This window comes from Acinetobacter sp. Ver3 (assembly GCF_000632455.1).
In the GTDB taxonomy this organism is placed as follows: Bacteria; Pseudomonadota; Gammaproteobacteria; order Pseudomonadales; family Moraxellaceae; genus Acinetobacter.
In genome coordinates this window covers 16,888-43,300 of the sequence record NZ_JFYL01000021.1, presented here as the reverse complement: position 1 = coordinate 43,300, position 26,413 = coordinate 16,888, and the positions used below count along the sequence as shown (strand labels likewise).

Below are 26,413 nucleotides of genomic sequence, written 5' to 3'. Positions count from 1 at the left end.
AAGTTAAGTGCTTGAACCACATCTGGACAGTTATGACAGCTTAAAGATACGAATACGTCAAAGTCAGATTTGATTTCTAAAGCTTTGATGGATGCCAATACTTCATCAGATACTTTTGGTGCATAACCAGAAGTTTGTAGCAATGCCAAAATCAAAGACGTGAACTCATGACCCATTGGTAAACCTGCAAAGAAGACACGCGGTTCTTCACCTGCTTTTGCAATACCAAAGCTCGGCGCACGTTTATTTTGACCATCAAAACGAGCTGTGACTAATGGAGAAAGTGCAGCCACTTCTTCCACAAGTTCTTTGATTTTTGCAGATTTGTCTGAATCATTTAAAGTCGCAACCAATTCGATTGGACCTTCAAGGCGTTCTAAAAGCGTTTTTAATTGAGCTGAAGTATTTTGATCTAACATTGCTAACGTCTCCAAAGGAGTAATATTTGTTTGATAAAGCTATATTAGAAGAAATACAAAAATAGGTAAAACAGTTAGTTTACATAAAGACTATCGAAAAATTGAATTAAAAAATCATCCGTTTAAAAATGAATGATTCTTTTATGATGATCGTAACAGTACAAACTTTAACTATATCTCCAAACGTTGAGTGATCGTTTGAATTCTGCTTTTAAAACTACGAGCTAATCCAAAGAAAATAAACATTGCCAATAACATGATAGCTGAGAGCAGCATGAACATCATCTTGACGACTTCTGAGATTTGTCGTGCCTGATTTGCCCGAGGATCTATCGCTTTTGCCCAAGGAGTAATAGATTGACCATACACTTGTTGCTGCATTGACCATAACTGCTCTGTATTAAAGCCATATTCGACAAACTGTTTTTCATTTTTTTCAGCTTGCGCAAGTCGAGCTAAATATGCAGTTGCTAGCTTGGTATCTTCAGGTTTGTGAATCAAAGCCACTTGCGCAAGGACGTAGGCTTGAATAATTGGATTGACCTGTTGTTCACTCATGATGACAGCAATCTGACTTTCATGAATCGATTTATCATAATGACTTAATTGATATTGTTGTTCTAAAGACTCATCATTCAAGTCATATTGAACATAGGTCAAACTTGACCAAATTAAGATGACAGCAATTAACCAACCTACAAACTTAAGCACAAATGATTGAAAGCGCACATAGAAAAAACTTATTTTTTTTAAAAAATGAACAATAAAAAAAGCACCAATGACTGAGCTAAATACTTTTAGAATTAACCAGCCTAACCAAGATATTAAATTAAAAAAATAGTCAGGCTGATGTTGGTACACGTTTAAGACTTCATCTAAACTATGTGGCAAATGAAGCTGCTGAACAGTTTCACTCATGCCCATAAAACCATAAATCATGTCCTGATGAATAAAAAGCGACACGACTGAAATGATGAATACACTGGTACTCAAAAATCCCCATAAATTAAGTATGCGATTTCGTTTGTACAATTCAGGCAATCTTTTCTGAATCTCAGTCTGCGCCACAAGATATTCATTGGTTTTATTCAAATTTAAACCTCAAGAAATTAGTGTTTTGGCTGATTTTGACTCGAATCCAAAACAAGTTGTTGAAGATTTCCTTGCAAAGCCTTAATACGGATTGATGCCTCTTCACGTTTTTGCATCCCTTCTTTCTGAATACTAATAACATCATTCACTGTTTTAATGAGGGTATTTTGAACATGTTCAAGTGTTTCAATGTCAATCACTGAACGTTGATTTGCTCGAGCAGTATCGACTGAATTCTGGTGTAATAAATCTGCATTTCGTTTAAGCAATTCATTCGTCGCATCATCAATAGTATTGGCCAATTGGACGCTATTTTTTTGTTCCTGTAATGAAATCGCCAAACTAATTTGATTTTTCCAAGCAGGAAGCGTGATATTTTTTATCGCATAAAACTTATCCACCAACATTGAATTATTTGATTGAATAATTCGAATCATCGGTAATGTTTGCATCGCAGATTGTTGCAATACCTGTAAATCACTCACTCTTTTTTCCAAATTGTTTGCTAAGTGATTTAAGTCGTAGATTTTTTGATTGGTTTGCGCATCTTGTTCTAGCGTACTCAATTCAGCTATTTGCTCTTGAACTTCTTGTTGTTTAATTTTCCCTGCAGCAATATAAACCCCTAATTGTTTATATTCATCCTGCACACCATCAAACATACGATCCAATGTATTTACACGGTCTTTTAAACCTTGTTGAGAGGTTTCGATTTCTTTAACTAAAGCATCTATTTGTTCTTTAGTGGAATTGAACTTTTGATCAAAGCTCTGCTTCGCACCTTTAAATCGATTTAAGATACTGCCCAAGAAGCCTGAACTTTTAGCAGGGCTTAAAATACTGTTTGTATTGAGCTGTTGAGCCACTGTAACAACTTCATTTAACTTTTGACCTGTTGCATCCAAATCTTTATTTTTGACTAAATCCAGCAGTTCATCCGTATAAGTCGCCGTTCTAGTCGCAATGTTTTTCCCATATTCAGCAACCGTTGCATGATTCATATCAGATAGTTCTTGGTGAACTGATTCGACTGCTACAAGGTCTGACGTCGTCAACCCAATTTCTTTTAAATCTAACTTGGAAAACTTTTCCTCAGTAGAAATTAAGCTTAACGATTCATTTTTCTTTTGAATTGGTAAATCAGACATAACACACCTTATTCTTTAATTAATGATTTTTTTAGAGATCGAATCAGTTGTTCGCGACTTTGATCTAGCTTTTCAATATCGACTGCGCCATTTTTAATTTGAGTTTGCTCAAGATGATATTGCCAAGCTGGGATTAATACTTGCTGCGCTTCACGAAAACGATCCGTCAGAGTTAATGAAAGTTGTTGAGTCAATTGCATTTGCATGAGAGAAATATCATTGTTTGCTTGTACCGACTCTAATGTTTGTATTTTTTTAGCCAATCGCTCCTCAAAGTTATCGAGTGGATGGCGATGATGAGAAAAATCTGTGTATTCTGTTAAAAATTGTCTTGCTGCTTGAATGTAGCGCGCCATTTGCTCTCTTAAACCAACTGCTTGCTGAAATCGAGAACTAGACTTTTGGATTTCAATGTGAATACGTTGGGACAGCTGATCAGCATCTAGAATGAGTTTATCTAAATCACGAATATAAGAAATTTGACTCGCACCGAACTCTAAATCCAGACCTAACCACTTTTGGAGAGCATTAAATTTTTTTTGTTTTAATTTCTTTTTGGATTGATTCAATTTTTGAATAATATCTGAAATTGTTTCGCTTAATTTTTTATTTAAAGTCGGGTCTATTCCGACCAATAAAGCATTCTGTGCCTGCACAATATGTTCAGCATATAAATTAAGTTTAGACGAATCAGTCAATAAAGGAACAAGATCATGCCTCTTAATTGAGAGTAAATCCGAAGGATTAACTTCAATTTGATTTAAGGGTATAAGCTCATTAAAAGATGACATTAGCGTAATTTAAGCAAGTAATCAGCAATCCTTAAATGTAGCAATAAACTGTTCAAAATATACTAATTTTTTGCAAAATATTACACAAAATCAAATACAAAAAAAGCCAGCAAATGCTGGCTTTTGATTAATGCGATTTAGATTTTCTCATTCTAAGCCAACTCAAACCAATGAGTCCTAAAAGCCCGAACCCACCTAGGCTACCCCCTCCACTCGTACGAGAACTTCCAGGCCCTGTTTCCGTATTTAGAACAGCTAATGTTCCCTCACCTGATGAAGCGCCGTCTGCGTCCAATACTGAGTACTTAAGATCATAGGAAAAGACATCCAAATTATTGTTCAACTGAACTCGAATGTTTCCACCATAACACTTTTTAAAACGGTCATTAGCACATGGCTCTACCCGATCCGCGATAATTGAAACGGGATTCGGTACTCTTGCAAAATAAATTGATACCTCATCCCCATTAGCATTATGGTAAAACTCCTTTTTATTTGGAGGATTGATTGCATTTCTGTTGCCATCACCAGCATCACTCGCTTCAGCCAGTAAATTTACACTGATTTGAGTCGATTTTTTTGGATTGATTGTATATTCCACACGTTCAGGAACGGTTGGCACGATATTAATAAAATTACCAATTAAATATGCACTTGATGTTTTTTTACTGTCGCTTTTTGAAGTAAGCGTATATGTACAGAATTCAGAGTCTCCACTCGGTGTTATACGACCATCTGTTCTATACATGACTATCTGCTTAAGCTGCGGTTTCCATTCACATTTCAACCGATCATCAAACTTACCTAAGAACGTTTTATCGATATCTAATTTCCCAACTCCCACAACCTCAACTTTGACATCATAATTATCAACATTAAGATGCTCAATTTTTCGCACCTTACCATCAGGAGAAACAAATTCATCTGGTAAATTCAATTTAAATGGATCGAACAAAATTGGACGATATTGATTAAGATTATTTAACTCATTAAAAAATGCTTTTTGTTCAGTGAGCTCCTTATTATAATAATCAATCACTTCTTCTTTGGTTTCAGGATCGGCAATAGCATCTTCGAATGCTTTAATTCTATTCTCAGTTGATTTCTTTATTTGAACCAATGATTCATTTGCTTTACTTAAATTGGAAACAGTCAACTTTAAGGTTTCTATCGCACCAATATCGCAAGTATTGGGAGTCGCATCTAAACTATTGAGCGAGTCCAATCCAATCCGATTAATACCTCGTTGATCAAGCAGCGAACAACCATCAGTACCAAAATCAACTAAATCTGTACCACTAGAATTAATCTTCGGAAAAAAGACAGGATGAAAGTTAGTATTCTCATCATTAACCGGTAACGATGTTGAAAACAGATCATTGATACTCAATTGACTAACATCAAGACTATTTTTTTGAGCATTTTCTGACGCTTTTGCTGGTAGATCACAGTCTATAGATGGATTACTCAGTGGAATAGCATTTGCCAATAATTCAATACCTGCTGACTCAACTTGGCTCACATCACCGTGACTATATATACAGGCTTTAGCCTGATTAAAACCTATCACATTATGATTCAAGGCTTTTGCACCTGTATTTCCATACCAAAGCACAGATCGCGCGGTATTCGCGATAATCGTATTACTATCGAGCTTCAAAATAGAATTGGGACTCAAATTTATTTGACCCCCATCTGTTAAACGATCACTAAATTGAAAAATTTGACCTTGTGTAGTATTTAATACATTGGAAGAGATTGTATTTGCTTGCAATTGAGCTGTAGGTTCACCACAAAATGAGAATAAACTGTTTGAAGCTGTATTTCCATTTTCGGTAATAGACATACGGGATAAATCAATCTTACGGCGTGTGAACACAAGATTATCCAAACAAGACATCGCTATAACAGCGCCTTGCTGAGCTGTATTACCACTCACCCAACCGACCGAATAACTTAAAGAGCTATCACTGTCATTCAAAAATATCGCTCCACCTCTTAATGCAGAAGAGCTAGTGATATTTACATTATATAAATCAGTCTCGCCGCCCAATAGCAAAGCGCCACCGTTGGTAGATGATTTACCATTTCTCAGCTCTATATTTCTTAAACTCAAACTTGGTCGATTTAGATTGGTCGTATTGAAAATGCGATGTGTATTTTGACCATTAATTATAGTTTGAATTTTAGTTTGCGCAGGATAACTATTTGAAATGACATTCGGTTTGGAATAATCGACAGGCTCTTTTCCCCTAATTATCACTGAAGAAGTTGGCTGAAGCTCTGCATTCAAGCTATAGGTACCAGCTTCAAGCTGAATAATGTCAGTTTGTACTCGATCCGTATTACCTTTAGCACAACCTCCATAAGCTCGATTAGTCGAAGCAGCCGTCAACGCTTCTCTGAGTGAACACTTTGCATCATTAGTACCGTCTTCATCATCAAAGGTAGTGACATGAATTATTGTATCTTCAGCAGCCATCAAGGACATTGCAGAAAGGACTGCTAAGGTCAAAAAAGCTTTTCTACTTTTCAACATACGATTCCCTTATTATTTTTTCTACGTATCGCGATTAAAGTCATCAGACCTAATACGGAGATTAGACCTAGTCCCCCACCAGAAGTTTTTACTTTATCGCTTGTATAAGTATCTCTGGGGTCTTGTTTAATGACAGTTGGAATTTCAATATAAGGATTCATTGACTCATTCAATTGACGTGTAGAAACAACGACCAAAACTTTAAAATCATCAGTTCCGTGCCAATTCCCTTGAGGCGTATAAGTAAACTCCCCATTTTGGAGTAGTTCAGCTTTACCTTTACTTGGAGAATTATTTTGTTGGATGATCATACAGCCCGCTTGCCATTCTTCTTTTTTGGGATGAGGTCCGACTAAGGCATCACATTGACTAGCAGGTATTAGCTCACCATCGCCTAGAAAATCATTAATATTTAACTTAACAATTTCTCCGTAAAATATATCTTTGCCAAATCTACCTGAAGACGTACTTGACTGAATCAGTTCGATTGCGCCTCGATCACACAAAATACGATCCTTTCGTGCGTTGCCACGCTGATCAACTGTTTCACATGATGTACCATTTGAATCTGGTCCACGATTAATGATCGGAGAATCTGTCAATTGTCGATAACTAGGCAACACTCTTGGGCGGAAATATCCTAAAGCATAGCCAGAATAGACTTTGAACGGACATAAAATGCCAGATGAATTAACATCACATTCACCTTCTACATCAGTCCCAGCTAATAATGTGCGCTCGCCCAGTTTTTCTGAAGCTGTGCCCTCACAACCAAAACCATATAAATTATTGTTTAAATTTGATTGATCTATTGCAGTCTCTACACGGCAGTCTCGATTGCCATTTTTTGCAATTATATTGTTAGTAAGCGATGCCTTCTTAAACGGTGCATTAAAAACCAAGCCAAAATCATTAAAGACTAGCGTATTGTTATTAAGTGCAATACCATCCTTAACATTGATAATATAGCCCTTATTATTAAAAATTGTTGAATTGATCACTTTGGCATAATTGAGATTGGTCACCTTAGTTTCATCTTCACTCAACACTTTATGGCTATAAATTGCGAAACCTTCTGAATCTGTTGTTTTATTACCTTTAATAACAGAAGCACTAATGTCAAAATCAGGAAATTCACTATACAAAACAGCACCTTGTTGTGCTTGATTGTTTTCCAGTAACGAATTAACTAGATTCACTCGCGCGGAACGAATTTTGCTAGTTTCGGATTCAATAAATGATTCAACATTATAAATCGCACCACCAAAATTTGCTTTGCCATTGATAAGATGGCTTTAATCAAATTTTAGCCGTTCATAATTGAGAATTAATCCACCTTTGTCTTTGCATACAGATGCAGTACAACCTTGCAAGGTAATTTCGTAAAATTCCACACCAATTGCAGCATCTCTAATTTCATCATCAGCTTTAGGACGAATTCGCTCAATATGGAAAATTCGATCAGTACCCTTCATTGTTATGACGGCATTTTTTGTACCAGGAATATCGTCGACAATGGTAGTTTCATACTGCGTTCTAAAAACCATCGGTTTAGAGATGCGAACTTGCTCGTTTAGGAGATATTCTTTCGTAGATAAGATAATATTATCTGTGGCATCTTTACCACCACAGCCATTGAGACCTGCTTCAGGTTTACCCTGATTAATATATTCAATTGCTTCACGCAACGAACATTGATCATCATTTTTGGTGATATCTTCAGTGGTCGTAACCACAATATCTGCACTGAATACATGCCCTGTTGCACACAACAATACAAGACCTAAGCCCCGTCTGAGCATTACCATCTCCTTAATTTTTCTTTATTTTTTTAAGTAGCGAACTTTAATTATGTAGCGCTATTTGTCCATTTTGACTAATCTGTCACAAATTTTTAGAATTCTCAATTATTTTTAAGTAAAAAATTGCCGAGTTCAGATAAAATCTACATTTTGAGTTTTGAATAACATTTAAAAAGCATTTAAGCACTATACTGATCGATGAGCGCGTAGATTTGCTTAAGGGTTGCGTTGGATAGCTTAACTTTTTCACCCTGTAGTAACTTTGATAATTGATCAACCGTTTGTAATAAGGTACTGGTCTGTATCGGGCCATTGGTCAGCAGATAATCAATAATTAAAGGATCAAAATGCACACCTTTACGATCTAACACAGAATGTAATAAGGCATAGCGGTCAGCGTAGGATTGACCTGTTGGCACTTTAACACTCACCGCTTGAGTTAATCTCGACTGAAGATCTGGTAATTCAAGTTTCAATTCAATTGGCGCAGATCTAGATGAAAAGACTAGTTGTCCTCCACCATCATTATTATTATTTATTAAATGAAATACCGCCTTTTGCCAATGCGGTACACCACTAATCGCTTCAATATCGTCTAGAGCGACCAAATCATAACGATCCAATGAAGTAATCGCCTCAATTGGAGCATCGAGCAATTCTAGCAATGAAACTTTAATTGCAGATTTCCCAACATCTAGATATGAGTCACATATCGCAGTTAATAAGTGACTCTTACCTGTGCCCGCACCGCCATAAAGGTAAAATCGATTCATTAATCCAGCATGAAGTTGGCGAACTGCATCAATGACGGGTCCCCAACCTGGGCCGGAAAAATCACTGATCCGTGCATCAAGTTGAGGTTCTATATCAAGTTGCAGTTGCCGCATAAATGCTTGGTCACCTTAAGGTTCTTTATTTTGTGTCTGCACATCGATTTTTTCAGATGTTGCAATATCTTGTTGATTATTGATTGATTGTGGTTTGAGATCAAGCTCAATATCAACCTGATCGGTTTGGATCGTAATTTCACCACCACCATGATCAGCTACGGCAACAGCAGACGTACCATAAATTGTACTTTTTTCATAAGTGTCACGCGCATGTCGGAGCAGTACCACGATTACAGCAGCAACAGGTAATGCAATCAACATTCCCAAGAAACCAGCCAATTGTGCACCTGCCAGTACAGCGAATACAACTGCTACAGGAGAAAGACCAATTTTATCTCCCAATAAGAATGGCTGAAGCACATAACCTTCAACGGCTTGACCTACCATGAACACCACTGCAACTAAAAGGAGTTGAGTCCAATCCATACCAAATTGGAAGAAAGTTGCGATCACGGCAGCAATTATTCCTACTGCAAATCCTAAATATGGGATGATACTTGCCAAGCCCGCAATCATGCCAATGATCAAGCCGACTTCCAGACCAATCAGTTGTAGACCAACGGCATAAACAATCCCCAAAAGGATCATCACGAGGAATTGTCCTTTTACAAATGCACCTAGTACGCTATGGCATTCACCCACGATTTCAAGCGTAGAAGCTTCATAAGGGCGTGGAATGAGTCGACGCAAACTATTGAGCATTCGATCCCAATCTAAGAGGAAGTAAAATGCAATAATTGGAATCAGTACAATTGTCCCACCAATTTGAATAAAATTCAGACCAGATTGTGCCAATTTAAGTGCCATCGCTTGGATACTATCGGCACTATAATTGGTTTGAACATACTCCATAACAGCTGCTGAAATTTGATCTACATCCAACTCTAATGGCACTAAATTGAAAGTGTCTGATAACCACGGTAAGAAGCTATAATTTACCCAGTGAACTACTTTCGGGATGCTTGATTTGGCATACATGAGCTGTTCCCAGATTAAAGGAACCAAATACCACATCGCCCATGTGATCACGACACCAATACCGATAAATACCAAACTGATGGACAACCAACGAGGTAAACCTATCTTATGCAATCGATCAACCAATGGACTGAAAAGATAAGCTATTAAAAATGCACCAATAAATGGAATTACGACCGGTTTTAATAAGTATAAAATCCAGAGAAATAAAGCTATCCCTGCAAGGATAAAAACACGGCGTAGGGTACGATCTACCATAGAAACTCGCCTTTTTTAAGATTATTCGTTATGTAAAGGAAAATATTTTAGTAAAGATAACATTTTAGTGCATAAATAACATAAGAGTTTCGTATATTCAGGTTATAATCCCCGCGCGAATGCGGAGACTTCAATATGAGCAACTCAACTTCTACCCCAAACACTGGTTTAAGCTACAAAGATGCAGGTGTCGACATTGAGGCGGGCGACGCGTTAGTCGATCGTATCAAATCAGTCGCTAAACGCACGACTCGTCCTGAAGTAATGGGCGGTCTTGGTGGCTTCGGTGCACTTTGTAAAATTCCTAAAGGTTATGAAGAACCTGTTCTCGTATCTGGCACAGACGGTGTTGGTACAAAATTACGTTTAGCATTGAATTTAAACCGTCATGACACAATCGGTCAGGATTTGGTTGCAATGTGTGTGAACGACTTACTTGTCTGTGGTGCTGAACCACTCTTCTTCCTTGATTACTACGCAACTGGTCACCTCAATGTTGATGTCGCAGCAAATGTAGTGACAGGTATCGGTCAAGGTTGTGAGCTTGCTGGATGTGCATTGGTCGGTGGTGAAACTGCTGAAATGCCAGGCATGTATGAAGGTGAAGATTACGATTTAGCTGGTTTCTGTGTAGGTGTTGTAGAACAAAGTAAAATTATTGATGGCTCTAAAGTTAAAGCTGGTGATGTATTAGTTGGTGTTGCTTCAAGCGGCGCACACTCTAATGGCTACTCTCTTCTTCGTAAAATTTTAGATGTAAAAAATGTTGATTTAACTCAAATTGTTGATGGTCGTCCACTTGCTGATGTTGCAATGGAGCCAACTCGTATCTACGTTAAACCAATTCTAGAGCTTCTCAAACAGGTTGATGTTCACGCGATGGCACACATCACAGGTGGCGGTTTACCAGGTAACTTACCTCGCGTATTACCAAATGGTGCCCAAGCTGTAGTAAACGAATCTTCTTGGGAATGGCCTGAGCTGTTCAAACTTCTTCAACGTGAAGGTGGTGTAGAACAATTTGAAATGTACCGCACATTCAACTGTGGCGTAGGTATGGTTCTAGTTGTTGATGCTGCTGAAGCTGATAAAACAGTTGAAATCTTAAATCAACTCGGCGAAAAAGCATGGACAATGGGCCACATTGTTGACAATGCTGAATCTGTAGAAGGTGCAGATGAAAAAATTCGTGTGATCTTCGCTTAATCTGTTTATTGTTATAACATGATTAAAATTGCTGTTTTAGTATCAGGTAACGGATCAAACCTACAAGCATTAATCGATGCAAACCTTTCAGGTCAAATTGTCGGTGTGATCTCGAATAAACCTGCTGCTTACGCACTTGAGCGTGCTGCTCATGCCAACATTGCAACTGCAGTGATTGAACATAAAAACTTCCCAGATCGTGAAGCATTTGATGATGTTATGCACCAGCAACTACTCGACTGGGAAGCTGATCTTGTGGTTTTAGCGGGGTTTATGCGCATTTTAAGTGCTAAGTTCGTTAAAGCATGGGAGGGTAAAATGATCAATATCCACCCCTCTCTGCTGCCAAATTACAAAGGAATGCATACACATCAACGTGTATTGAATACTGGTGATCTATGGCATGGTTGCACAGTACATTATGTCACTGCAGAACTAGATGCAGGTCAAGCACTTGTTCAAGGCGTACTCAAAGTTTCTCACCATGATAATGTTGCATCTTTAGCAGATCGTGTACATCAACTTGAACATTTAATTTATCCTCAAGTTGTAGAATGGATTTGTAATCAAACCATTCAAGTCACATCCGAAGGTGTGCACTATAAAAATCAAATTTTGAAAGATCCAATACAGTTCTGTCATATTTGATTTAAAAAACGCAGCTTAGGCTGCGTTTTTTAGTGGCGTCAAAATAGTTTTTAAATGTGCAGCCAATTGCTCAGGATGTTCGAGTGGGAACATGTGTCCACCTTCAAAAATACTAAAAGGCACACCAAACTTTTTCCTCACTTTATGAGGGAATTTACGTGCTAAGAATGGACCTTCAGAAGCAACAATTAATTGACTTGGAACTTTGAGCTTAGGTTGAGGCAGCCACCACAATGAAGGATTGGTTCTAAAAATATCCACTTCAATAGATTTTGGAATCGCCAACTCAACGCCGCCACGCTTTGGATCTTCAACTAATGCAAATTGAATATAGTCATTAAAACATTGCTCATCAAATGCTGCATATAGGGCTTTTGGTCGAAGTAATGTTGCAGCTTGCTCTCGACTATCCCAATGATCACGTCGACGTTTAGACAATGCCGCTGGCGACATTTGATCCACTGCTTTTAACTTCAAAGACTTTGCAATATGCATAGCAAATGATTCTAGCCCCATAATAAGAGGTGGATCGAGAAGAATAGTTTGACTAAAAAGTTCTGGGCATTTCAACGCAGCTTTGAACGTCAAAACTCCTCCTAAGGAGTGCCCGATACCAATCACTTTACGACCATGGGATTTCTGAACAATATTATCAATCACTTGCTGTGTCATACTTTCCCAGTGTTGATCTACAGGATAACGTTGATCAACACCAAGATTGGTCGTATAAATCACATCGAATTGATCAGACAAAGCATCAAAAAATTTTTGATAAACTTTCGATGGAACCCCGTTGGCATGAGCAAAATGGATCAATGGTTTCATTGGATTCGATTCACCTGCTCAGATTGAATCTGCTTGGAAATTGAAGAAGCAAAACCTTGACCAATTTCACTTCCAAGTCGTCCAAGCACAGAATCAAAGGGGCTACGTTGAATAGTATAATCTACCGTTTTTTCGACTTTTAATTCACGTTTCAGTGTGTGAATACTGCCAATCCGATCTGCGATACCGAGCTTCACAGCCTGCTCACCAGTCCAAAACAAACCTGAAAATATAGCAGGGTCTTGCGATTTCAATTTATTGCCACGACCTTTTTTGACTGCATCAATAAAATGTTGATGAACATTATCCAATACACCTTGTACGTGTGCACGTTGTGCAGGATCAACTGGTTGTGTCATCGACAATAATGCTTTGTTCTCACCTGAAGTCATGGTGCGATCTTCAACGCCAAGTTTTTGCATCAAACCACTCACTCCATAGTTTGGCATAATGACGCCAATTGAGCCGACTAAACTTGATGGATTAACAATAATTTCATCCGCTGCAGACGCAATGTAATATGCACCTGAAGCACCTGTGTCACCAATTAATGCATAAAGTTTTTTATCTTTATAAACCGACTTTAAATATTGGATCTCTTGCCAAATTTCATCAGACTGAACTGGAGATCCACCCGGAGAGTTAATATTTAAAACAACAGCTTGCGATTGCTTGCTTTCAAATGCTTTTTTCAAACCTTTGATCGTATCTGCACTATTCACACTTTGCTGGTCTGCAGCAATCGTTCCTACAATATCGACTGTAGCAATATGCTGTGATGACACCGCACTATCAGTGGAAGTCGTTGAACAACTTTTCCCCATGACCAAAACTATAAACAACAGATATGCGAAAGTAAGAAATTTAAAAAAGATTCCCCAACGTCTTGCACGTCTCTGTTCTTCTACAGATGCGAGAACAGCTTTTTCTAAAATTTGCCATTCTTTTCCGTTCGGTTGGTTATTTGGTTTTTGATTTTCATTTTGTGGTTCAGGCGGCCAAGCGGACATACATACCATCCAAATTAAATTTAAGCTGACATTATATACAAGGAATGAGGTCAAACTATTTATAAGTCAAGATTTAACATATAATAAACCCAAATCACAATATTCTATGAACTTACCAAATTTTGAATCTAATGCCTGAAACCAAAACATCGACCACAACCCGCCTGTTAAATTTCTTCAGTCGCCGTCCGATTCGTTTTTCTCGTTTTTTTGCAAAAATGCTTGCAGGGCTGATTAATACGCTAAAAATTACAAAAACTACGAATACCATCCGCCTCAATATCGACATTTGCTTACCGCATCTTTCTGATGAAGAAAAACATTTAGTGACTCGTGCAGCGGTAAGAAACGAACTTCAATCTTATATGGAATTTTTTAGTATTTGGGGAAGCTCAAACGAAACCAATATTTCACGAATACGCAATGTCACTGGTGCTGAATATTTTCATGAAGCAATGGCTGAAAAGAAAGGTATTATTTTACTCGCACCACATTTTGGTACATGGGAAGTCATGAATGCGTGGTTCGCACAATATACTAAGATGACCATCATGTATAAACCCATCAAGAATGAAGAAGCAGATCAATTTGTGCGCCAGGCTCGTAGTCGAGAACAAGCAACTTTAGTCCCTACAGATGAGAGTGGTATAAGACAAATTTTTAAAGCCCTTAAATTAGGGGGGACAACTGTGATTCTTCCAGATCACAATCCTAAACACGGTGGTGAAATGATCGATTATTTCGGCATACCACTCGAGTCCAGTAATTTAAGTGCCAAACTCATCCAAAAAACTAAAGCCAAAGGCCTTTTGGTCTATGCAATTCGCAATGAAACTGAAGATTTTGATGTATTTATTGAACCAATGGATGCTTCGATTTATGAAGGCACTCCCGCTGATGGAACGTTAGTAATTCACCGTGCAATAGAAAGCCTGATTCATCGTTATCCTGAACATGCTCATTGGAGCTACAAACGTTTCCGTGCAAATCCTGATCTACATAACATTTATCGTATCCCTGCAGAACAAGCCAGAGCAAAAATAGAACAAGTCAGAAAAGCAAGTTAATCTATGGGGATATTCCGAGTTAACCACGCTTTTTGATCTCGATGATATCGAAATTGTACATCTCCGTTTTTATCGAAGGTCATTCGAATGCTGCCCTTCGATTGGGTATCGAGTAGCGGAATATTAAGCGCTTTTAAACGCTCTTTGACAACAGGATGTGGATGATTATAGCGGTTATCAAAACCAGCCGATGCAATGGCAATTTTAGGTTTGGTATTTTTTAAAAAGTCGTAAGATGAACTATGTCGACTGCCATGGTGTCCTAAGATTAAAATATCTACTCTAAGTTCAGGATACTGCTTTAAAATACGATACTCTGTCTCCCACCCTGCATCCCCCATAATCAGAATATGCTTAAAATCGTTAGCATAGGGTAATGTCAGATATATTACGCAAGAGAGCTCATTACGATTTTGACTGACAAAATTTAATTGTGATTCAACTGGTGAAAGAAATTGTATATTGATCTTACCAAATTGTACCTGTTGATGCTGTCGACAATAATCAAATTCAACATACTGAAACCTATCATCTTTTTCATTTGAGATAACTTGATCAATTTGTATATGTTTTCCAATAGTGCGGTATGCTCCAGCATGATCTTGATCAAGATGACTGATAAAAACTTGATCTAATTTTGATATGCCACGTTGAATTAAGAAAGGGACAACTACATTTTCTCCGATACTAAATGTATTCTCATCAAAGCTCCCGCCTGTATCAACTAAAGCAGTTTTCCCTGATGACTGTAAGAGTATGGACTGCCCCTGCCCTATGTCCAAAATTTCAATGATATCGTATCCATCATCACGTTTAGGCATCAGCAATGCCACACCTAATACGGGTATCCATAATCGAGGGATTACATTCTTTGGCATAAAGAACATGAATACTGCCAAAACGAGCAATAACATTTGTGCTTTCGTTAACGCTACCCATTTCAATGGATTGTCTAATATTGCTCCCAGCTTAGTCAGTAGCACCAAAAGAACCGATATCAATACATCAGCCAGATGAAATAAAAATTGACCAACAAAAGGAATATAGCTAAGACAATAGCCCAGTACTTCCAATGGCACGATCAAGGTCCCAATCATTGGAACAGCAACTAAATTAGCAAATGGCGCAAGTAAAGAAATCTGTTGAAATATCAGTAAAGTGAGTGGTATCAGTGCAATAAATATTTTCCATTGGGATTGCAAAAGTATTTTAAGATACATTTTTGCTTTATCTAGAAAATGATATTTGTTGATTAAAGCAGTGTTTTGCTGTTCATTAGCGATCGTTTGATATACACGAATCAAAATCAAACATGCGCCGTAAGAAAGCCAAAATGCAGCAGATAAAATACTAAAAGGGTCTAAATAGAGCATTAAGCTCGCACTTATAAGTAATAGCACAAAAGGCTTAATCTTAAATTTGAATAAAATAGCGATACTAATTAGACAAACTGACAATGTAGTTCTTAGTGCAGGAATTTCGAGCCCTGAAAAAAAACTATAAATAATTACCCCACATACGAAAGGGATTAAAAGTAAATATGTTTTGGGAACTTTTAGAAAAATATGAGGACGAAAAATTGATACAAGATACCCCATGAACCACGATAATAAGCCAGCAAAAATTAGAACATGTGGACCTGAAATAGCCAATAAATGCGTAATGCCTAGTTTTTTAAATAATTCTTCTTGTTGCTCCGTCAGTAGACTCTTATCACCTGTGAGTAACGCGACTAGCAAACCCTTATTCCTGAATACTCCCTGTTCGATATCACCCCTAAAAGCTAAACGTGCTTTTTCAATGCTCAGGCTCAATCGTGCGATAAGGCTCCGATGCACATCGGTTGAAGATAAATAACCTTCAGAATATAACACCGCTTCACTTACAGGTACGATCCAATCTACACGCATTGTTCCAGCTATATTTTGCTGCAACAACCATTTCTCTTGATCAAAGACCCCATCTACTGCATAACTATGTGCGGGTCTTAATTTTCCCGTAACTTTATAATAGCGCCCAAGTTCTAATGTCGTATCAAGTTTTGACTCTCGCAAATATAATAATAGCGTTTGAGATTGTCCTTGCTTCTTGTCGATCACCTGCGCACGCTGCTGTATTGATCGACCTTCCTGATCCATTTTCAGCTGATTAATTTTATTGATATAAACAACTATTTCTTTTTCTTCAATATATTGAACACGTTTATCTAAACAATCGTGTAAGGCTGTTTTTGCATGTTGATGCCCCAAAACAAATGTGATCAGACAAATTCCCGTTAGCACAAGCATTCTTGATGATGACTGGACAATACTTGAGGTGTGAGGATAAATGAATCGATCAGGTTGCCTTATTAATCGTAAAAAGTAACCCATGATCAAAATGATACTTGCCATACCCAGCAAGAGAGTTGAATATTCAGCTTCACCCTGAAAGCTGATCGTAGCAACACCAATGATCCAAAAGATGAGAATAAATATTAAAAACATCTAACTTTTATGTTTATTTTTCTTAAATAGATTAAAGCCCACCTAAGTGGGCTTTAACAAGACTGTTAATCGGATTTTGAGCCTATACCCACAATCCATCTTGCATATGCAAAATCTTATCAGCAGTTTGTGCGAGCTGTTCATCATGGGTCACGATGAGCATTGCCATATTAAATTCTTTACGCAGATCGGAAAGCAATTCAAAAATTGTGACGGCAGTTTTACGATCTAAATTTCCAGTAGGCTCATCTGCCATCATCAATTTAGGTTGAGCCACTAAAGCTCGTGCAAGCGCAACGCGTTGTCGCTCACCGCCAGATAACTCACCTGGTTTATGCGTTAAACGATGTGATAAACCCACTTTATTCAACAAATATTCTGCACGTTCTTTTACTTCTTTAAAATTTGCATCTTTACGTAACATCAGCGGCATTGATACATTTTCTAAAGCCGTAAACTCAGGAAGTAAATGGTGAAATTGATACACAAATCCGAGGTGTTCATTACGTAGGAAACCGCGTTCAGCTTCGCCTAAAGTGTCAAAACGCTGCCCATTAAGCATCACTACACCTTCGGACGGACGATCAAGCCCCCCTAATACATGTAACAGCGTACTCTTACCCGAACCACTTGATCCAACAATTGAAACAAATTGTCCTTGCTCAACAACTAAATCCAATCCCTTAATCACTTCAACAGTTGATTTACCATCTGTAAAATGTTTATGAATATTTTTGGCTTCTAAGACAATATTACTCATAGCGTAAAGCCTCTGCTGGTTGAACTTTAGCAGCACGCAGCGCTGGATAAATTGTTGCAAGGAAACTTAGCGCTAGTGATAAGCTAACAATCACCACCACATCTTGCCAACGTAGATACGATGGTAAATAGTTAATGAAATATGCATCGAATAAATTTAGTCCAAAAGCGGTGTTCAGCCAGCCAATAAATCCACTGATGCTCGTTGCAAAGATGATACCTAGTGCTGCTCCTGCCAGTGTTCCTACAACACCAATCACCGTACCCTGTACCATAAAAATCTTAGTGATCGTTGCTGGTGAAGCACCTAAGGTTCTTAAAATAGCAATGTCGGATTTTTTATCAGTAACCACCATCACCAATGAAGATACAATATTAAATGCTGCAACCAAGACAATCAGGAAAAGTAAAAGGCTGACCATTGCTTTTTCCATCTGAATGGCACTAAAGAGATTGCCGTGCGTATAAGTCCAATTTGATGGATAGAAATTGCCTGGTAAATCCATAACAACTTCTTCAGCGACTTGTGGTGCTTTGAAGATATCATCTAGCTTCATACGGATACCTTGTGCACCATCCGGCAGTCTCAACAGTGTCGAAGCATCATTTAGCGCGATGTAACCCATCATCGAGTCCACTTCCGCACCAATACTAAAAATACCGACAATTTTAAAACGTTTAAATCGTGGAACAACGCCAGCGGGTGATGGTGTCGCTTCAGGTAATACCAATGTTACATTGTCATTGAGACTTAAACCTAAAGCATCCGTCATCTGCTTGCCCAAAACAATCCCGAACTCACCTTTCTTTAATGAGTTGATGTCGCCTTGAACCATATGATTTTGAATAATAGATACATTTTTTTCATAGTCAGGCTCAATACCCGTGACCATTATCCCTGCAACCTGTCCTTGGGCTGTTAACATCCCCTGCAACTGTGTAAAAGGTGCAACACCCGTCACATGTTCATGTTGGTCTATTTTCTTTGCAAGCTCAGGCCAGTCTGTTAGAATTTGTGTAGAGGAAACAGTCGCTTGAGGTACCATTCCCAAGACACGGTTTTTTAATTCACGATCGAAACCGTTCATTACAGATAACACAGTAATGAGAACAGCGACGCCCAAAGTCAGACCGATCATGGAAACTAAAGCAATAAAAGAAATAAAGTGATTACTTCGCCGTGCGCGAGTGTATCTCAACCCTATATACAGCGAGATCGGTTTAAACATACCATCTAGTCCGAGGTGTTTTAATGGAAAATCTTCAGCATCAAAGTGGCAATATTGAAAGACGCGTCATGTCACGTATTGATGCTGCCTTAAGAATAAATTATCAGATCATCACTAAAGATGTCGCTTTGAATGATCCCTATGATTCAAATTTTGTACTACCGCGCTATTTTCTCTTACTTGCAGAATTAGATCAATTTGATCATGCGCTTATGTACGAATTAGAACAATTAAATCAAAAAGATCAACAAATTGCTCGGATATTATCCTTATTTAATCAAAAATTAAACCTCATTACGGGCTCACTTTACGACTCTATTGTACAAACCATGTTACCAGTACCTACTCAAGTCAATTTGTCTGAAACGGGTTTTAGTTTTTATGCTGAGCAACATATCCCTGAACAAACCTATATACACATCACATTGAGTCACCCTGAAAATGATTTTCATATCGCTGCAACTGCACAAGTTGTCTACAGCAATCAAGAAGAAAATGGGCTGTTTAGAACCGGTGCATATTTTCTAACGTTACATCCCCAAGACAAAGTAAAGTTAACAGAAGCCTTGAAGCATTTAAAAAACTCACAGAATCGCTGAGCATCCAACTTAAGGCTTTAATACTTTTTGTTTAAATTTCTGATTCGTTTCTATATCCCGATAAAAATACATAAACAATCCCAGAAGTAGGATCATTGCTCCCAGTATCATACCTAGCGTTAATTTCTCATGATTAAATGCAGCACCTACACCAAGAGCTAGAACTGGAGTCATTACATTTGTCAGTGACAATGTCGTCGGTTGGATTTTTTTGACCAAATAGAAATAACAAAACATAGCCACTAATGAAGCCATAACAACAGAATATATGATCGCAAGTAATGACTTCATTGAAGGTAATTCAGTAGGTAAATATTTCCATATAAATGGCACAATTAAACATGCAACAAAGGTAGAAACCAGTATTGAACCTGTCGCCTGTGCCATCGGTGCTACATCAGCATTTATTTTTTTTACCCAAAAAATTGACATTGCGTATGAAAAAACGCTAAGCAACATTAAACCAATTCCAATGGGATGGATATGTTGTGATGATCCAGTAAAACTGATCACTACGAGCCCAGTAATCGCGACGATCATTCCTAACCATTGCAGCTTATGCAAATCTTGTTGAAAGATAAATTTTCCAATAAGCCCTGCCATAATTGGTGCTAATCCAAACATCAGTGCAATCATGCCAGAACTTAGATAATCAGTAGCTACATAAGTAAAAAATTGCGAACCAATCAAGCTAAATGAACCAGCAAAATAACTATGCAATGCAATTGAATTTAAAGGAAATTTCACCTTTAAAACTATGAGAAGTAATGCCGCGATAGGCAGTGCCAAGCCTAATCGAATCACCAATGCCCACATTAAATAAATATCTTCTACACTCCACACAATCGCAAGTGGAGTTGTTGCCCAGATGATGACCAATAAGGCATAAATGAGCATAAGTTTAGATTTTTCTGGCATGTGAACTCGATTGATAAGATAAATCAGGCAGTTTTTCTTTTTTGTTTTTGAATCGTTTGATCCAAAGCACTTGAAAATTCACGCTTATCTCTTTCTGAAATTGGCGGTGGTCCACCGGTTTGAACGCCAGCCCCTCTCAAAGTTTCCATGAAATCACGCAAATGTAATCGTGCCTTAATATTAGCTTCTGTCCAAATTTCACCACGTGGATGAATTGCAACGCCACCCTTTTCGATGACTTGAGCTGCTAGAGGAATATCCTGCGTCATGACAATATCATGCTCTTTCATACGTTCGATAATTTCTTTATCAGCTTGATCTGCTCCACTCATCACTTGTATTGAATTAATACGAACGGAAGGAGTTATTCCTACATTTTGATTGGCGACAAAAGTTACTTCGAGTTGATAACGATCAGAAGCTCTTAAGATGACTTCACGCAAAATTTTAGGTAATGCATCAGCATCGACCCAGAGTTTAAATGGCAACACGCCTCTTTCCTTCATTGTCTTACCACGTCATCTTATCAAATTTAATAGATGGTTGGTTTGATATGATGAATATAAAGCGGATCGTTTTTTCATAGTGAGGACCTTCTCTCCATACTAATCAAATACATCAAAAAACCTTATTGTTGTCAGTTTAATCAAAATTAAAACTAATTGTTTGTTTTTGCTTAATGTATGAACGATTAAAACTTTTTTTGATACGAAGCTTTTGACAATTGATATGTCTATCCTTAATATACAAGCACCTCGCAACGTCCCTATCGTCTAGAGGCCTAGGACATCGCCCTTTCACGGCGGTAACCGGGGTTCGAATCCCCGTAGGGACGCCATTATCGTCTCATACGATCACTCAATATTCAAAATTACTATTATTTCATTGAAGAATTGTAGTTTTTCACTACAATAACTCGCTTCATTTGTTTCGAATTTTCAATCCTATGCACTCATCTCCGAATGATGCTTCGCATCAGGGCAATTCTGCGCCTTTACAACGCGCTATGAGTACTCGACATCTGGTTATGATTTCGCTTGGCGGCGCAATCGGTACTGGACTTTTCTTAGGTTCGGGTGAAGTCATTGCACAAACGGGGCCTGTAGGTGCCATTATTTCTTATATCCTTGGCGGGATTATCGCCTACATGGTTATGCTGTGTTTAGGTGAGCTTGCCGTTCATATGCCTGAGTCTGGTTCGTTTGGTGCTTATGCCAAAAGATATATTGGACCAGGAACAGGCTATACCATCACTTGGTTATATTGGTTAACTTGGTCGGTTACTTTAGGAACTGAATTTACAGCCGCCGCCCTCCTCATGCAGGAATGGTTCCCAGATAGTTCCATGTGGATGTGGACTATAGTCTTTGGTGTATTCGTATTTGTTTTAAATATGATTTCCACAAAATGGTTCGCAGAATCTGAATTTTGGCTGGCCTTAGTTAAAGTTATTACTGTTGTTGCATTTATTCTCTTAGGCCTACTCGCAATTTTTGGCGTAATTGGCTATCAAGGTTACGAAACGGCGCCTTTATTTAGCAATTTAACTGCTCAAGGTTGGTTCCCTGAAGGTCTATTCCCAATTTTTGCTACGATGCTTATCGTAAACTTCGCATTCTCTGGAACAGAATTAATTGGGGTTGCTGCTGGTGAAACTAAAGACCCAGCTAAAAATGTTCCTAAAGCGATTAATACAGCGATTTTTCGTCTGTTGATTTTCTTCGTAGGTACAATCATTGTAGTAACGTCACTTCTTCCACATCAAGAAGCTGGCTTAGCTGCTGAAGGTGTGAGTAGCTCTCCATTCGTGACTGTTTTCCAGCATATTGGTATTCCCTATGCAGAAGATATCATCCGTTTTGTAATTATTACCGCTTTATTGTCAGCTGCTAACTCTGGTTTGTTTGCTGCGTCACGCATGATGTGGTCTTTATCTTACAAAAAGCAGCTCCCTGCAGTATTTTCTAGAGTGAATGCACGTGGTATCCCCTATGTTGCAGTGATCGTGACAATGATCGGTGGGTTACCAGGCTTATTGTCAGAACAATTCGCACCTGAGACTATTTTTACCAATTTATTAGGTATTGCTGCTTTTACAATGGTCGTTGTGTGGATGAGTATTTGTTTAAGCCAATTTAATTTCAGACGCGATTGGTATAAGCAAGGGCGCAAAAAAGAAGAGCTGGGCTTTGCTGCTCCATTATTTCCAATTGTCCCAATCTTAGGTTTTGTGTTCTGTTTTATCACATGCTTAAGTATGGTATTTGATCCAAGTATGCGTATTAGCTTTTTCGGGTGTTTAGCGTTCATTGCTGTATGCTATGCCAGTTATTACCTGTTTTATCACGATAAATCTTGATTTTGAAATAGCGACTTCGGTCGCTATTTTTTTGTTTAGACAGTTCCTATTTTCCAAATGCTTTTCTAATATTTCTTGGAGATTTGATCTAAATTTAGCCTTAAAATTCAATATTGTTTTATTTTCATACGAACACACGTATTTTTTAATTTTTTTGCTGAAATGCGTTTGACACCCTCCTATTTTCACCCTATTATACGCCCACCTCTGAAACGTCCCTATCGTCTAGAGGCCTAGGACATCGCCCTTTCACGGCGGTAACCGGGGTTCGAATCCCCGTAGGGACGCCAATTTTCAGAAGTAGATTTTATTAAGTCCCTATCGTCTAGAGGCCTAGGACATCGCCCTTTCACGGCGGTAACCGGGGTTCGAATCCCCGTAGGGACGCCATTAATTTCAATTGAAATAACATGGTTTAAAATATATTTCTGCACTGTCCCTATCGTCTAGAGGCCTAGGACATCGCCCTTTCACGGCGGTAACCGGGGTTCGAATCCCCGTAGGGACGCCATATTCGAGATGATACATCTCATAAAAAAGCCCAAGCATTTAAGACTTGGGCTTTTTTTTATAACTTAGTCACCCTAAAAATCGAACACAAAATAAACAACATTATCATCTTTGCAGGTTATGGTGGTTTAAACCCTTAATAACGCTTGGAGAAGATGATGTTGGACAACACCGTACTTAATCCCCTAGCATCCCCATCACAATTAAATACAATTAGTCCTAAAACAAATAAAGACTGGGTTGAGTTTTTTTTAGACCCTAAAGTGAATCGTGAATGTAAAACAGAATATGCCGAAAGCTATGTTCTTTCACTATTCGATCAACTCAATACGACTCATTTATCGTGGATTGATCAGGTAGACCAAGTTAGGCAACATATACAACACGAACATGATCAAACTTGTTCTAAATTTCAAAGTTATCTAGATCAACGAAAATCAGGCCTTGGGCGTGACTACTTTCCAACCATCTCTCATGCTTTAGAGTTTTTATATAAAGTTGCTCCAGTTAAATATGCAGATGGCTCATGGCTATATTCATCTCTTACGCACCCCTCTTTGTTTGAGAACAAAGATCTAAGCTATATCTACTTAGAAGAACTTGGCTTGGGAGATGCTAAAGCAAATCATGTTTGCATGTATCAAAGCTTACTACGACATTTCGAGCTTGAACCGTACATTAATTATTTAGATGATATTTATTTTGAACAAGCCGCTGTTCAACTTGCTCTCGCATATATATCACATGATTTATTTCCACTGGTAATTGGATTTAACTTGGGTTATGAACAATTACCACTACACCTGTTAATCACCAATTATGAGTTAGCAGAACTTGGAATTGATCCTCATTATTTTAATATTCATATTACAATTGATAATGCACACAATGGACATGCTGAAAAATCAATACAGGCATTTATTGATCATTATCATCAAGCTCAAGATAAATCAAAATATCTTGAACTGGTGAAAATGGGCTTCCAAATGAATGATCTTGGCTTGAGCTCGACGAATATCATTCAAGAAATTGATCTGACTAAAAGCGTTTATCAACTTCTGCAAAGAAAAGCAGTTGTCGGTCAACATATCCATAACCAAAAATGTCAATTCAGTGGCAAGTCTATTAATGAGTGGCTCGCTCAACCTCAATTAATATCTGAATTTGTTCAAATCTTAATTGATAAACAATGGATTATTAAAAACAGACCTGTCGAAGAAAGTCGTTTTTGGAAACTTATTCACGATAGTGATGGCAAAATGTTTGGTGTATTTAATGCAACTGAGAAAATGCTGATCAAAGACTGGATTCAAGGGGAATCATTAACTATTCGTTTAAAAAGAATGCCTGTAACAGGAGATCAAAACTGGCTCTCAAAATACAATAATCAACATGAACTTGAACAGATCAAACATCAATGTGATTCATTAGATGATACAAACGATAAACTAGCATTATTAATTCCATATCTCTCACCTTACTATCATCCACGAGCGATCGGATTATGGGCAACCCAAGAAGTTTCTAAGATACTTTTCCCTTTTCAAACGCTTGCGCTTTAGTTCTAAGTCGCAGCATAAAATAAGGAGCCATGAAGGCTCCTTATATATATTGATTCACACTATGCAGATTTTCTTGAATTAACTTTACCTTGAATGATAGCCTTCACATTTCCTTTTGCATAATTCAGAAAAACTTTTAAAGGTGAAAGTTTTGGATTAGGTTGATTACCCTCACCAATCGCTTTGAATTGTGCCGCATACCAAATAATTTCCATAATTGCCATTTTATCAATAAATGGAATCCCTGTTTTAATTGGTTTTACTGCATATCTAACATCGTGTCCTGCAATCAAACGATCAGTTAAATCCGTTTCTACAGCGAGCGGGCGTGCAATTCCAATAAAGTCACATGCACCACTTTCTAAAGCATCATTCATCCCTTTAACGGTTCTGAATCCACCTGTAACCATCAGTCTGCATTTTACTTCTTTACGTATTTTCTCTGCGAAATCTAAAAAGTAAGCCTCACGTGCAATGGTACTTGCTTTACGCTGTTCAGCTTTAGCACCTGCCATTGCGGGCGCTTCATACGTACCACCTGAAATTTCAATTAAATCGATACCTGCATCATCAATAGCTTTAAATACTTGAATCACTTCTTCTTCAGTAATTCCACCACGTTGAAAATCTGCGGAATTCAATTTCACTGAAACGATAAAGTTATTAGATGTTGCAGCTCGAACAGCTTTATAAATTTCTAATAAAAAACGCATACGATTTTCAATGCTGCCACCCCATTGATCATTACGTTTATTGGTCAGTGGCGATAGAAATTCACTGATTAAATATCCATGAGCACCGTGTAATTGAACACCTTCAAAGCCCGCTTTTTCGCAAATCGCTGCAGAGGTTGCAAATCGTTGGATTAGATCTAGAATTTCCTCATGCTCGAGAGCCCGTGGAGTAGCAAAGGTAGTAGCCAACATAGCACTAAATGGAACAGCAGACGGTGCAACAGTTTCTTTATTTAAGCCTTTAGGACACTGTCTGCCCGGATGAGACAATTGAACAAGCTGGACCATACCATAACGTTTACCTAGGTCAGCCCATGCCTTTAATTTAGGTAAATCTCGCTCATTTTCGACCACGACGACACCAGGCTCATTCTTCGCACGTAGATCAACCATCACATTTCCTGTGATTGAACACCCTAAACCACCTTTTGCCCAAGCTTCATACAAGCCTGTGTGCAAATGATTTGGTTCACCAGCAGCATTCGCTAGAGCTTCACTCATTGCGCCTTTAATAATGCGATTTTTGAAAGTTGTATTGCGAATTTGAATCGGCTCAGCAATTTTACTCATCTTGAAGTTCTCAA

The 26,413-nt window shown here is 38.1% G+C and carries 22 protein-coding genes, 4 tRNA genes and 1 pseudogene; 10 read left to right on the top strand and 17 right to left on the bottom strand.

Annotated elements, in window-relative coordinates:
- The 9 genes and pseudogenes from CL42_RS07755 to cxpE form a co-directional block, all read right to left on the bottom strand.
- Nucleotides 1-419, bottom strand: a pseudogene (locus CL42_RS07755) (alkyl hydroperoxide reductase subunit F); the annotation flags it as partial.
- A gap of 171 nt (nt 420-590) precedes the next feature.
- Entirely contained in the window at nt 591-1,511 is a 921-nt protein-coding gene (locus CL42_RS07750) for a hypothetical protein (protein WP_035266876.1), read from the bottom strand.
- Nucleotides 1,512-1,528: 17 nt separating this feature from the next.
- Nucleotides 1,529-2,659, bottom strand: a complete 1,131-nt coding sequence (locus tag CL42_RS07745; protein WP_035266874.1) for a toxic anion resistance protein — start codon at nt 2,657-2,659, stop codon at nt 1,529-1,531.
- 8 nt (nt 2,660-2,667) lie between these two features.
- Nucleotides 2,668-3,450 (bottom strand): hypothetical protein, encoded by a 783-nt coding sequence (locus CL42_RS07740; RefSeq protein WP_035266872.1) that lies wholly within the window; start codon nt 3,448-3,450, stop codon nt 2,668-2,670.
- Between the two features lie 127 nt (nt 3,451-3,577).
- Complete coding sequence (locus CL42_RS07735; RefSeq protein WP_035266870.1) at nt 3,578-5,989, bottom strand: CSLREA domain-containing protein; 2,412 nt, start codon at nt 5,987-5,989, stop codon at nt 3,578-3,580.
- Nucleotides 5,983-7,275, bottom strand: coding sequence for a rhombotarget A (gene rbtA, locus CL42_RS07730; protein WP_081403256.1), 1,293 nt, complete (start codon nt 7,273-7,275; stop codon nt 5,983-5,985). Before rbtA ends, CL42_RS07735 begins: the two co-directional genes overlap by 7 nt.
- A 9-nt stretch (nt 7,276-7,284) precedes the next feature.
- Nucleotides 7,285-7,791 carry a CSLREA domain-containing protein gene (locus CL42_RS16500; protein ID WP_051586560.1) on the bottom strand — a complete coding sequence of 169 codons (507 nt, stop codon included), beginning with the start codon at nt 7,789-7,791 and terminating at the stop codon, nt 7,285-7,287.
- A 179-nt stretch (nt 7,792-7,970) separates the two neighbouring features.
- Entirely contained in the window at nt 7,971-8,678 is a 708-nt protein-coding gene (hda, locus tag CL42_RS07725) for a DnaA regulatory inactivator Hda (RefSeq protein ID WP_035266869.1), read from the bottom strand.
- 15 nt (nt 8,679-8,693) lie between these two features.
- Nucleotides 8,694-9,917: a chloramphenicol efflux transporter CxpE gene (gene cxpE, locus CL42_RS07720; RefSeq protein ID WP_035266867.1), complete on the bottom strand. Its 1,224-nt coding sequence runs from the start codon at nt 9,915-9,917 to the stop codon at nt 8,694-8,696.
- Between the two features lie 135 nt (nt 9,918-10,052).
- Here cxpE and purM point away from each other — a divergent pair, with 135 nt between their 5' ends.
- Nucleotides 10,053-11,123, top strand: coding sequence for a phosphoribosylformylglycinamidine cyclo-ligase (gene purM, locus CL42_RS07715; RefSeq protein ID WP_035266866.1), 1,071 nt, complete (start codon nt 10,053-10,055; stop codon nt 11,121-11,123).
- A gap of 18 nt (nt 11,124-11,141) precedes the next feature.
- Nucleotides 11,142-11,771 carry a phosphoribosylglycinamide formyltransferase gene (gene purN / locus CL42_RS07710; protein WP_035266864.1) on the top strand — a complete coding sequence of 210 codons (630 nt, stop codon included), beginning with the start codon at nt 11,142-11,144 and terminating at the stop codon, nt 11,769-11,771.
- Nucleotides 11,772-11,786: 15 nt separating this feature from the next.
- Here purN and CL42_RS07705 read toward each other — a convergent pair whose 3' ends face one another.
- Both CL42_RS07705 and sppA read right to left on the bottom strand, forming a co-directional pair.
- Entirely contained in the window at nt 11,787-12,596 is an 810-nt protein-coding gene (locus CL42_RS07705; RefSeq protein ID WP_035266862.1) for an alpha/beta fold hydrolase, read from the bottom strand.
- A complete protein-coding gene (gene sppA / locus CL42_RS07700) occupies nt 12,593-13,606 on the bottom strand; it encodes a signal peptide peptidase SppA (protein ID WP_035266860.1) in 1,014 nt (337 codons plus the stop codon). The genes CL42_RS07705 and sppA overlap by 4 nt, the downstream gene beginning before the upstream one ends.
- Before the next feature lie 131 nt (nt 13,607-13,737).
- On the opposite strand from sppA, the gene CL42_RS07695 reads away from it, so the two are divergent.
- Entirely contained in the window at nt 13,738-14,673 is a 936-nt protein-coding gene (locus tag CL42_RS07695) for a lysophospholipid acyltransferase family protein (protein WP_035266859.1), read from the top strand.
- Here the strand turns inward: CL42_RS07695 and CL42_RS07690 are convergent.
- The 3 genes from CL42_RS07690 to CL42_RS07680 form a co-directional block, all read right to left on the bottom strand.
- Nucleotides 14,670-17,159, bottom strand: coding sequence for a DNA internalization-related competence protein ComEC/Rec2 (locus tag CL42_RS07690; RefSeq protein ID WP_035266858.1), 2,490 nt, complete (start codon nt 17,157-17,159; stop codon nt 14,670-14,672). The genes CL42_RS07695 and CL42_RS07690 overlap by 4 nt on opposite strands.
- An 82-nt stretch (nt 17,160-17,241) precedes the next feature.
- Nucleotides 17,242-17,919: a lipoprotein-releasing ABC transporter ATP-binding protein LolD gene (gene lolD / locus CL42_RS07685; RefSeq protein WP_035266856.1), complete on the bottom strand. Its 678-nt coding sequence runs from the start codon at nt 17,917-17,919 to the stop codon at nt 17,242-17,244.
- Nucleotides 17,912-19,147: a lipoprotein-releasing ABC transporter permease subunit gene (locus CL42_RS07680; protein ID WP_035266853.1), complete on the bottom strand. Its 1,236-nt coding sequence runs from the start codon at nt 19,145-19,147 to the stop codon at nt 17,912-17,914. Before CL42_RS07680 ends, lolD begins: the two co-directional genes overlap by 8 nt.
- A gap of 23 nt (nt 19,148-19,170) precedes the next feature.
- On the opposite strand from CL42_RS07680, the gene CL42_RS07675 reads away from it, so the two are divergent.
- Nucleotides 19,171-19,746, top strand: a complete 576-nt coding sequence (locus CL42_RS07675; protein ID WP_035266851.1) for a PilZ domain-containing protein — start codon at nt 19,171-19,173, stop codon at nt 19,744-19,746.
- A gap of 9 nt (nt 19,747-19,755) precedes the next feature.
- On the opposite strand, the gene CL42_RS07670 is transcribed toward CL42_RS07675, so the two are convergent.
- Complete coding sequence (locus CL42_RS07670; RefSeq protein WP_035266850.1) at nt 19,756-20,664, bottom strand: DMT family transporter; 909 nt, start codon at nt 20,662-20,664, stop codon at nt 19,756-19,758.
- A gap of 23 nt (nt 20,665-20,687) precedes the next feature.
- On the bottom strand, nt 20,688-21,170 hold the full coding sequence (locus CL42_RS07665; RefSeq protein ID WP_155756969.1) for a YaiI/YqxD family protein: 483 nt from the start codon (nt 21,168-21,170) through the stop codon (nt 20,688-20,690).
- A gap of 256 nt (nt 21,171-21,426) precedes the next feature.
- On the opposite strand from CL42_RS07665, the gene CL42_RS07660 reads away from it, so the two are divergent.
- The 6 genes from CL42_RS07660 to CL42_RS07635 all read left to right on the top strand — a co-directional run bounded on the left by CL42_RS07660 (nt 21,427) and on the right by CL42_RS07635 (nt 25,095).
- Nucleotides 21,427-21,502: transfer RNA gene (locus CL42_RS07660), tRNA-Glu, on the top strand.
- 108 nt (nt 21,503-21,610) lie between these two features.
- Nucleotides 21,611-23,023, top strand: a complete 1,413-nt coding sequence (locus tag CL42_RS07655; protein ID WP_035266846.1) for an amino acid permease — start codon at nt 21,611-21,613, stop codon at nt 23,021-23,023.
- Between the two features lie 214 nt (nt 23,024-23,237).
- Nucleotides 23,238-23,313, top strand: a tRNA-Glu gene (locus tag CL42_RS07650).
- A gap of 24 nt (nt 23,314-23,337) precedes the next feature.
- Nucleotides 23,338-23,413 (top strand) — tRNA-Glu (locus CL42_RS07645).
- Nucleotides 23,414-23,458: 45 nt separating this feature from the next.
- Nucleotides 23,459-23,534: transfer RNA gene (locus CL42_RS07640), tRNA-Glu, on the top strand.
- Nucleotides 23,535-23,691: 157 nt separating this feature from the next.
- Nucleotides 23,692-25,095 carry an iron-containing redox enzyme family protein gene (locus CL42_RS07635; RefSeq protein ID WP_035266843.1) on the top strand — a complete coding sequence of 468 codons (1,404 nt, stop codon included), beginning with the start codon at nt 23,692-23,694 and terminating at the stop codon, nt 25,093-25,095.
- Nucleotides 25,096-25,154: 59 nt separating this feature from the next.
- On the opposite strand, the gene CL42_RS07630 is transcribed toward CL42_RS07635, so the two are convergent.
- The gene (locus CL42_RS07630) at nt 25,155-26,399 is read right to left on the bottom strand and encodes an NADH:flavin oxidoreductase/NADH oxidase family protein (protein ID WP_035266842.1); all 1,245 of its coding nucleotides are present in this window, start codon (nt 26,397-26,399) and stop codon (nt 25,155-25,157) included.
- Nucleotides 26,400-26,413 lie beyond the last annotated feature (14 nt).

Coding starts and splice junctions, on each gene's coding strand:
- CL42_RS16500 (WP_051586560.1), bottom strand. CDS start 7,791: ATGCTCAGACGGGGCTTAGGTCTTGTATTGTTGTGTGCAACAGGGCAT.
- purM (WP_035266866.1), top strand. CDS start 10,053: ATGAGCAACTCAACTTCTACCCCAAACACTGGTTTAAGCTACAAAGAT.
- CL42_RS07680 (WP_035266853.1), bottom strand. CDS start 19,147: ATGTTTAAACCGATCTCGCTGTATATAGGGTTGAGATACACTCGCGCA.
- CL42_RS07670 (WP_035266850.1), bottom strand. CDS start 20,664: ATGCCAGAAAAATCTAAACTTATGCTCATTTATGCCTTATTGGTCATC.
- CL42_RS07630 (WP_035266842.1), bottom strand. CDS start 26,399: ATGAGTAAAATTGCTGAGCCGATTCAAATTCGCAATACAACTTTCAAA.
- CL42_RS07655 (WP_035266846.1), top strand. CDS start 21,611: ATGCACTCATCTCCGAATGATGCTTCGCATCAGGGCAATTCTGCGCCT.
- CL42_RS07705 (WP_035266862.1), bottom strand. CDS start 12,596: ATGAAACCATTGATCCATTTTGCTCATGCCAACGGGGTTCCATCGAAA.
- CL42_RS07745 (WP_035266874.1), bottom strand. CDS start 2,659: ATGTCTGATTTACCAATTCAAAAGAAAAATGAATCGTTAAGCTTAATT.
- hda (WP_035266869.1), bottom strand. CDS start 8,678: ATGCGGCAACTGCAACTTGATATAGAACCTCAACTTGATGCACGGATC.
- purN (WP_035266864.1), top strand. CDS start 11,142: ATGATTAAAATTGCTGTTTTAGTATCAGGTAACGGATCAAACCTACAA.
- lolD (WP_035266856.1), bottom strand. CDS start 17,919: ATGAGTAATATTGTCTTAGAAGCCAAAAATATTCATAAACATTTTACA.
- CL42_RS07740 (WP_035266872.1), bottom strand. CDS start 3,450: ATGTCATCTTTTAATGAGCTTATACCCTTAAATCAAATTGAAGTTAAT.
- CL42_RS07675 (WP_035266851.1), top strand. CDS start 19,171: ATGGAAAATCTTCAGCATCAAAGTGGCAATATTGAAAGACGCGTCATG.
- CL42_RS07665 (WP_155756969.1), bottom strand. CDS start 21,170: ATGAAGGAAAGAGGCGTGTTGCCATTTAAACTCTGGGTCGATGCTGAT.
- CL42_RS07635 (WP_035266843.1), top strand. CDS start 23,692: ATGTTGGACAACACCGTACTTAATCCCCTAGCATCCCCATCACAATTA.
- CL42_RS07735 (WP_035266870.1), bottom strand. CDS start 5,989: ATGTTGAAAAGTAGAAAAGCTTTTTTGACCTTAGCAGTCCTTTCTGCA.
- sppA (WP_035266860.1), bottom strand. CDS start 13,606: ATGTCCGCTTGGCCGCCTGAACCACAAAATGAAAATCAAAAACCAAAT.
- CL42_RS07690 (WP_035266858.1), bottom strand. CDS start 17,159: ATGTTTTTAATATTTATTCTCATCTTTTGGATCATTGGTGTTGCTACG.
- cxpE (WP_035266867.1), bottom strand. CDS start 9,917: ATGGTAGATCGTACCCTACGCCGTGTTTTTATCCTTGCAGGGATAGCT.
- CL42_RS07695 (WP_035266859.1), top strand. CDS start 13,738: ATGCCTGAAACCAAAACATCGACCACAACCCGCCTGTTAAATTTCTTC.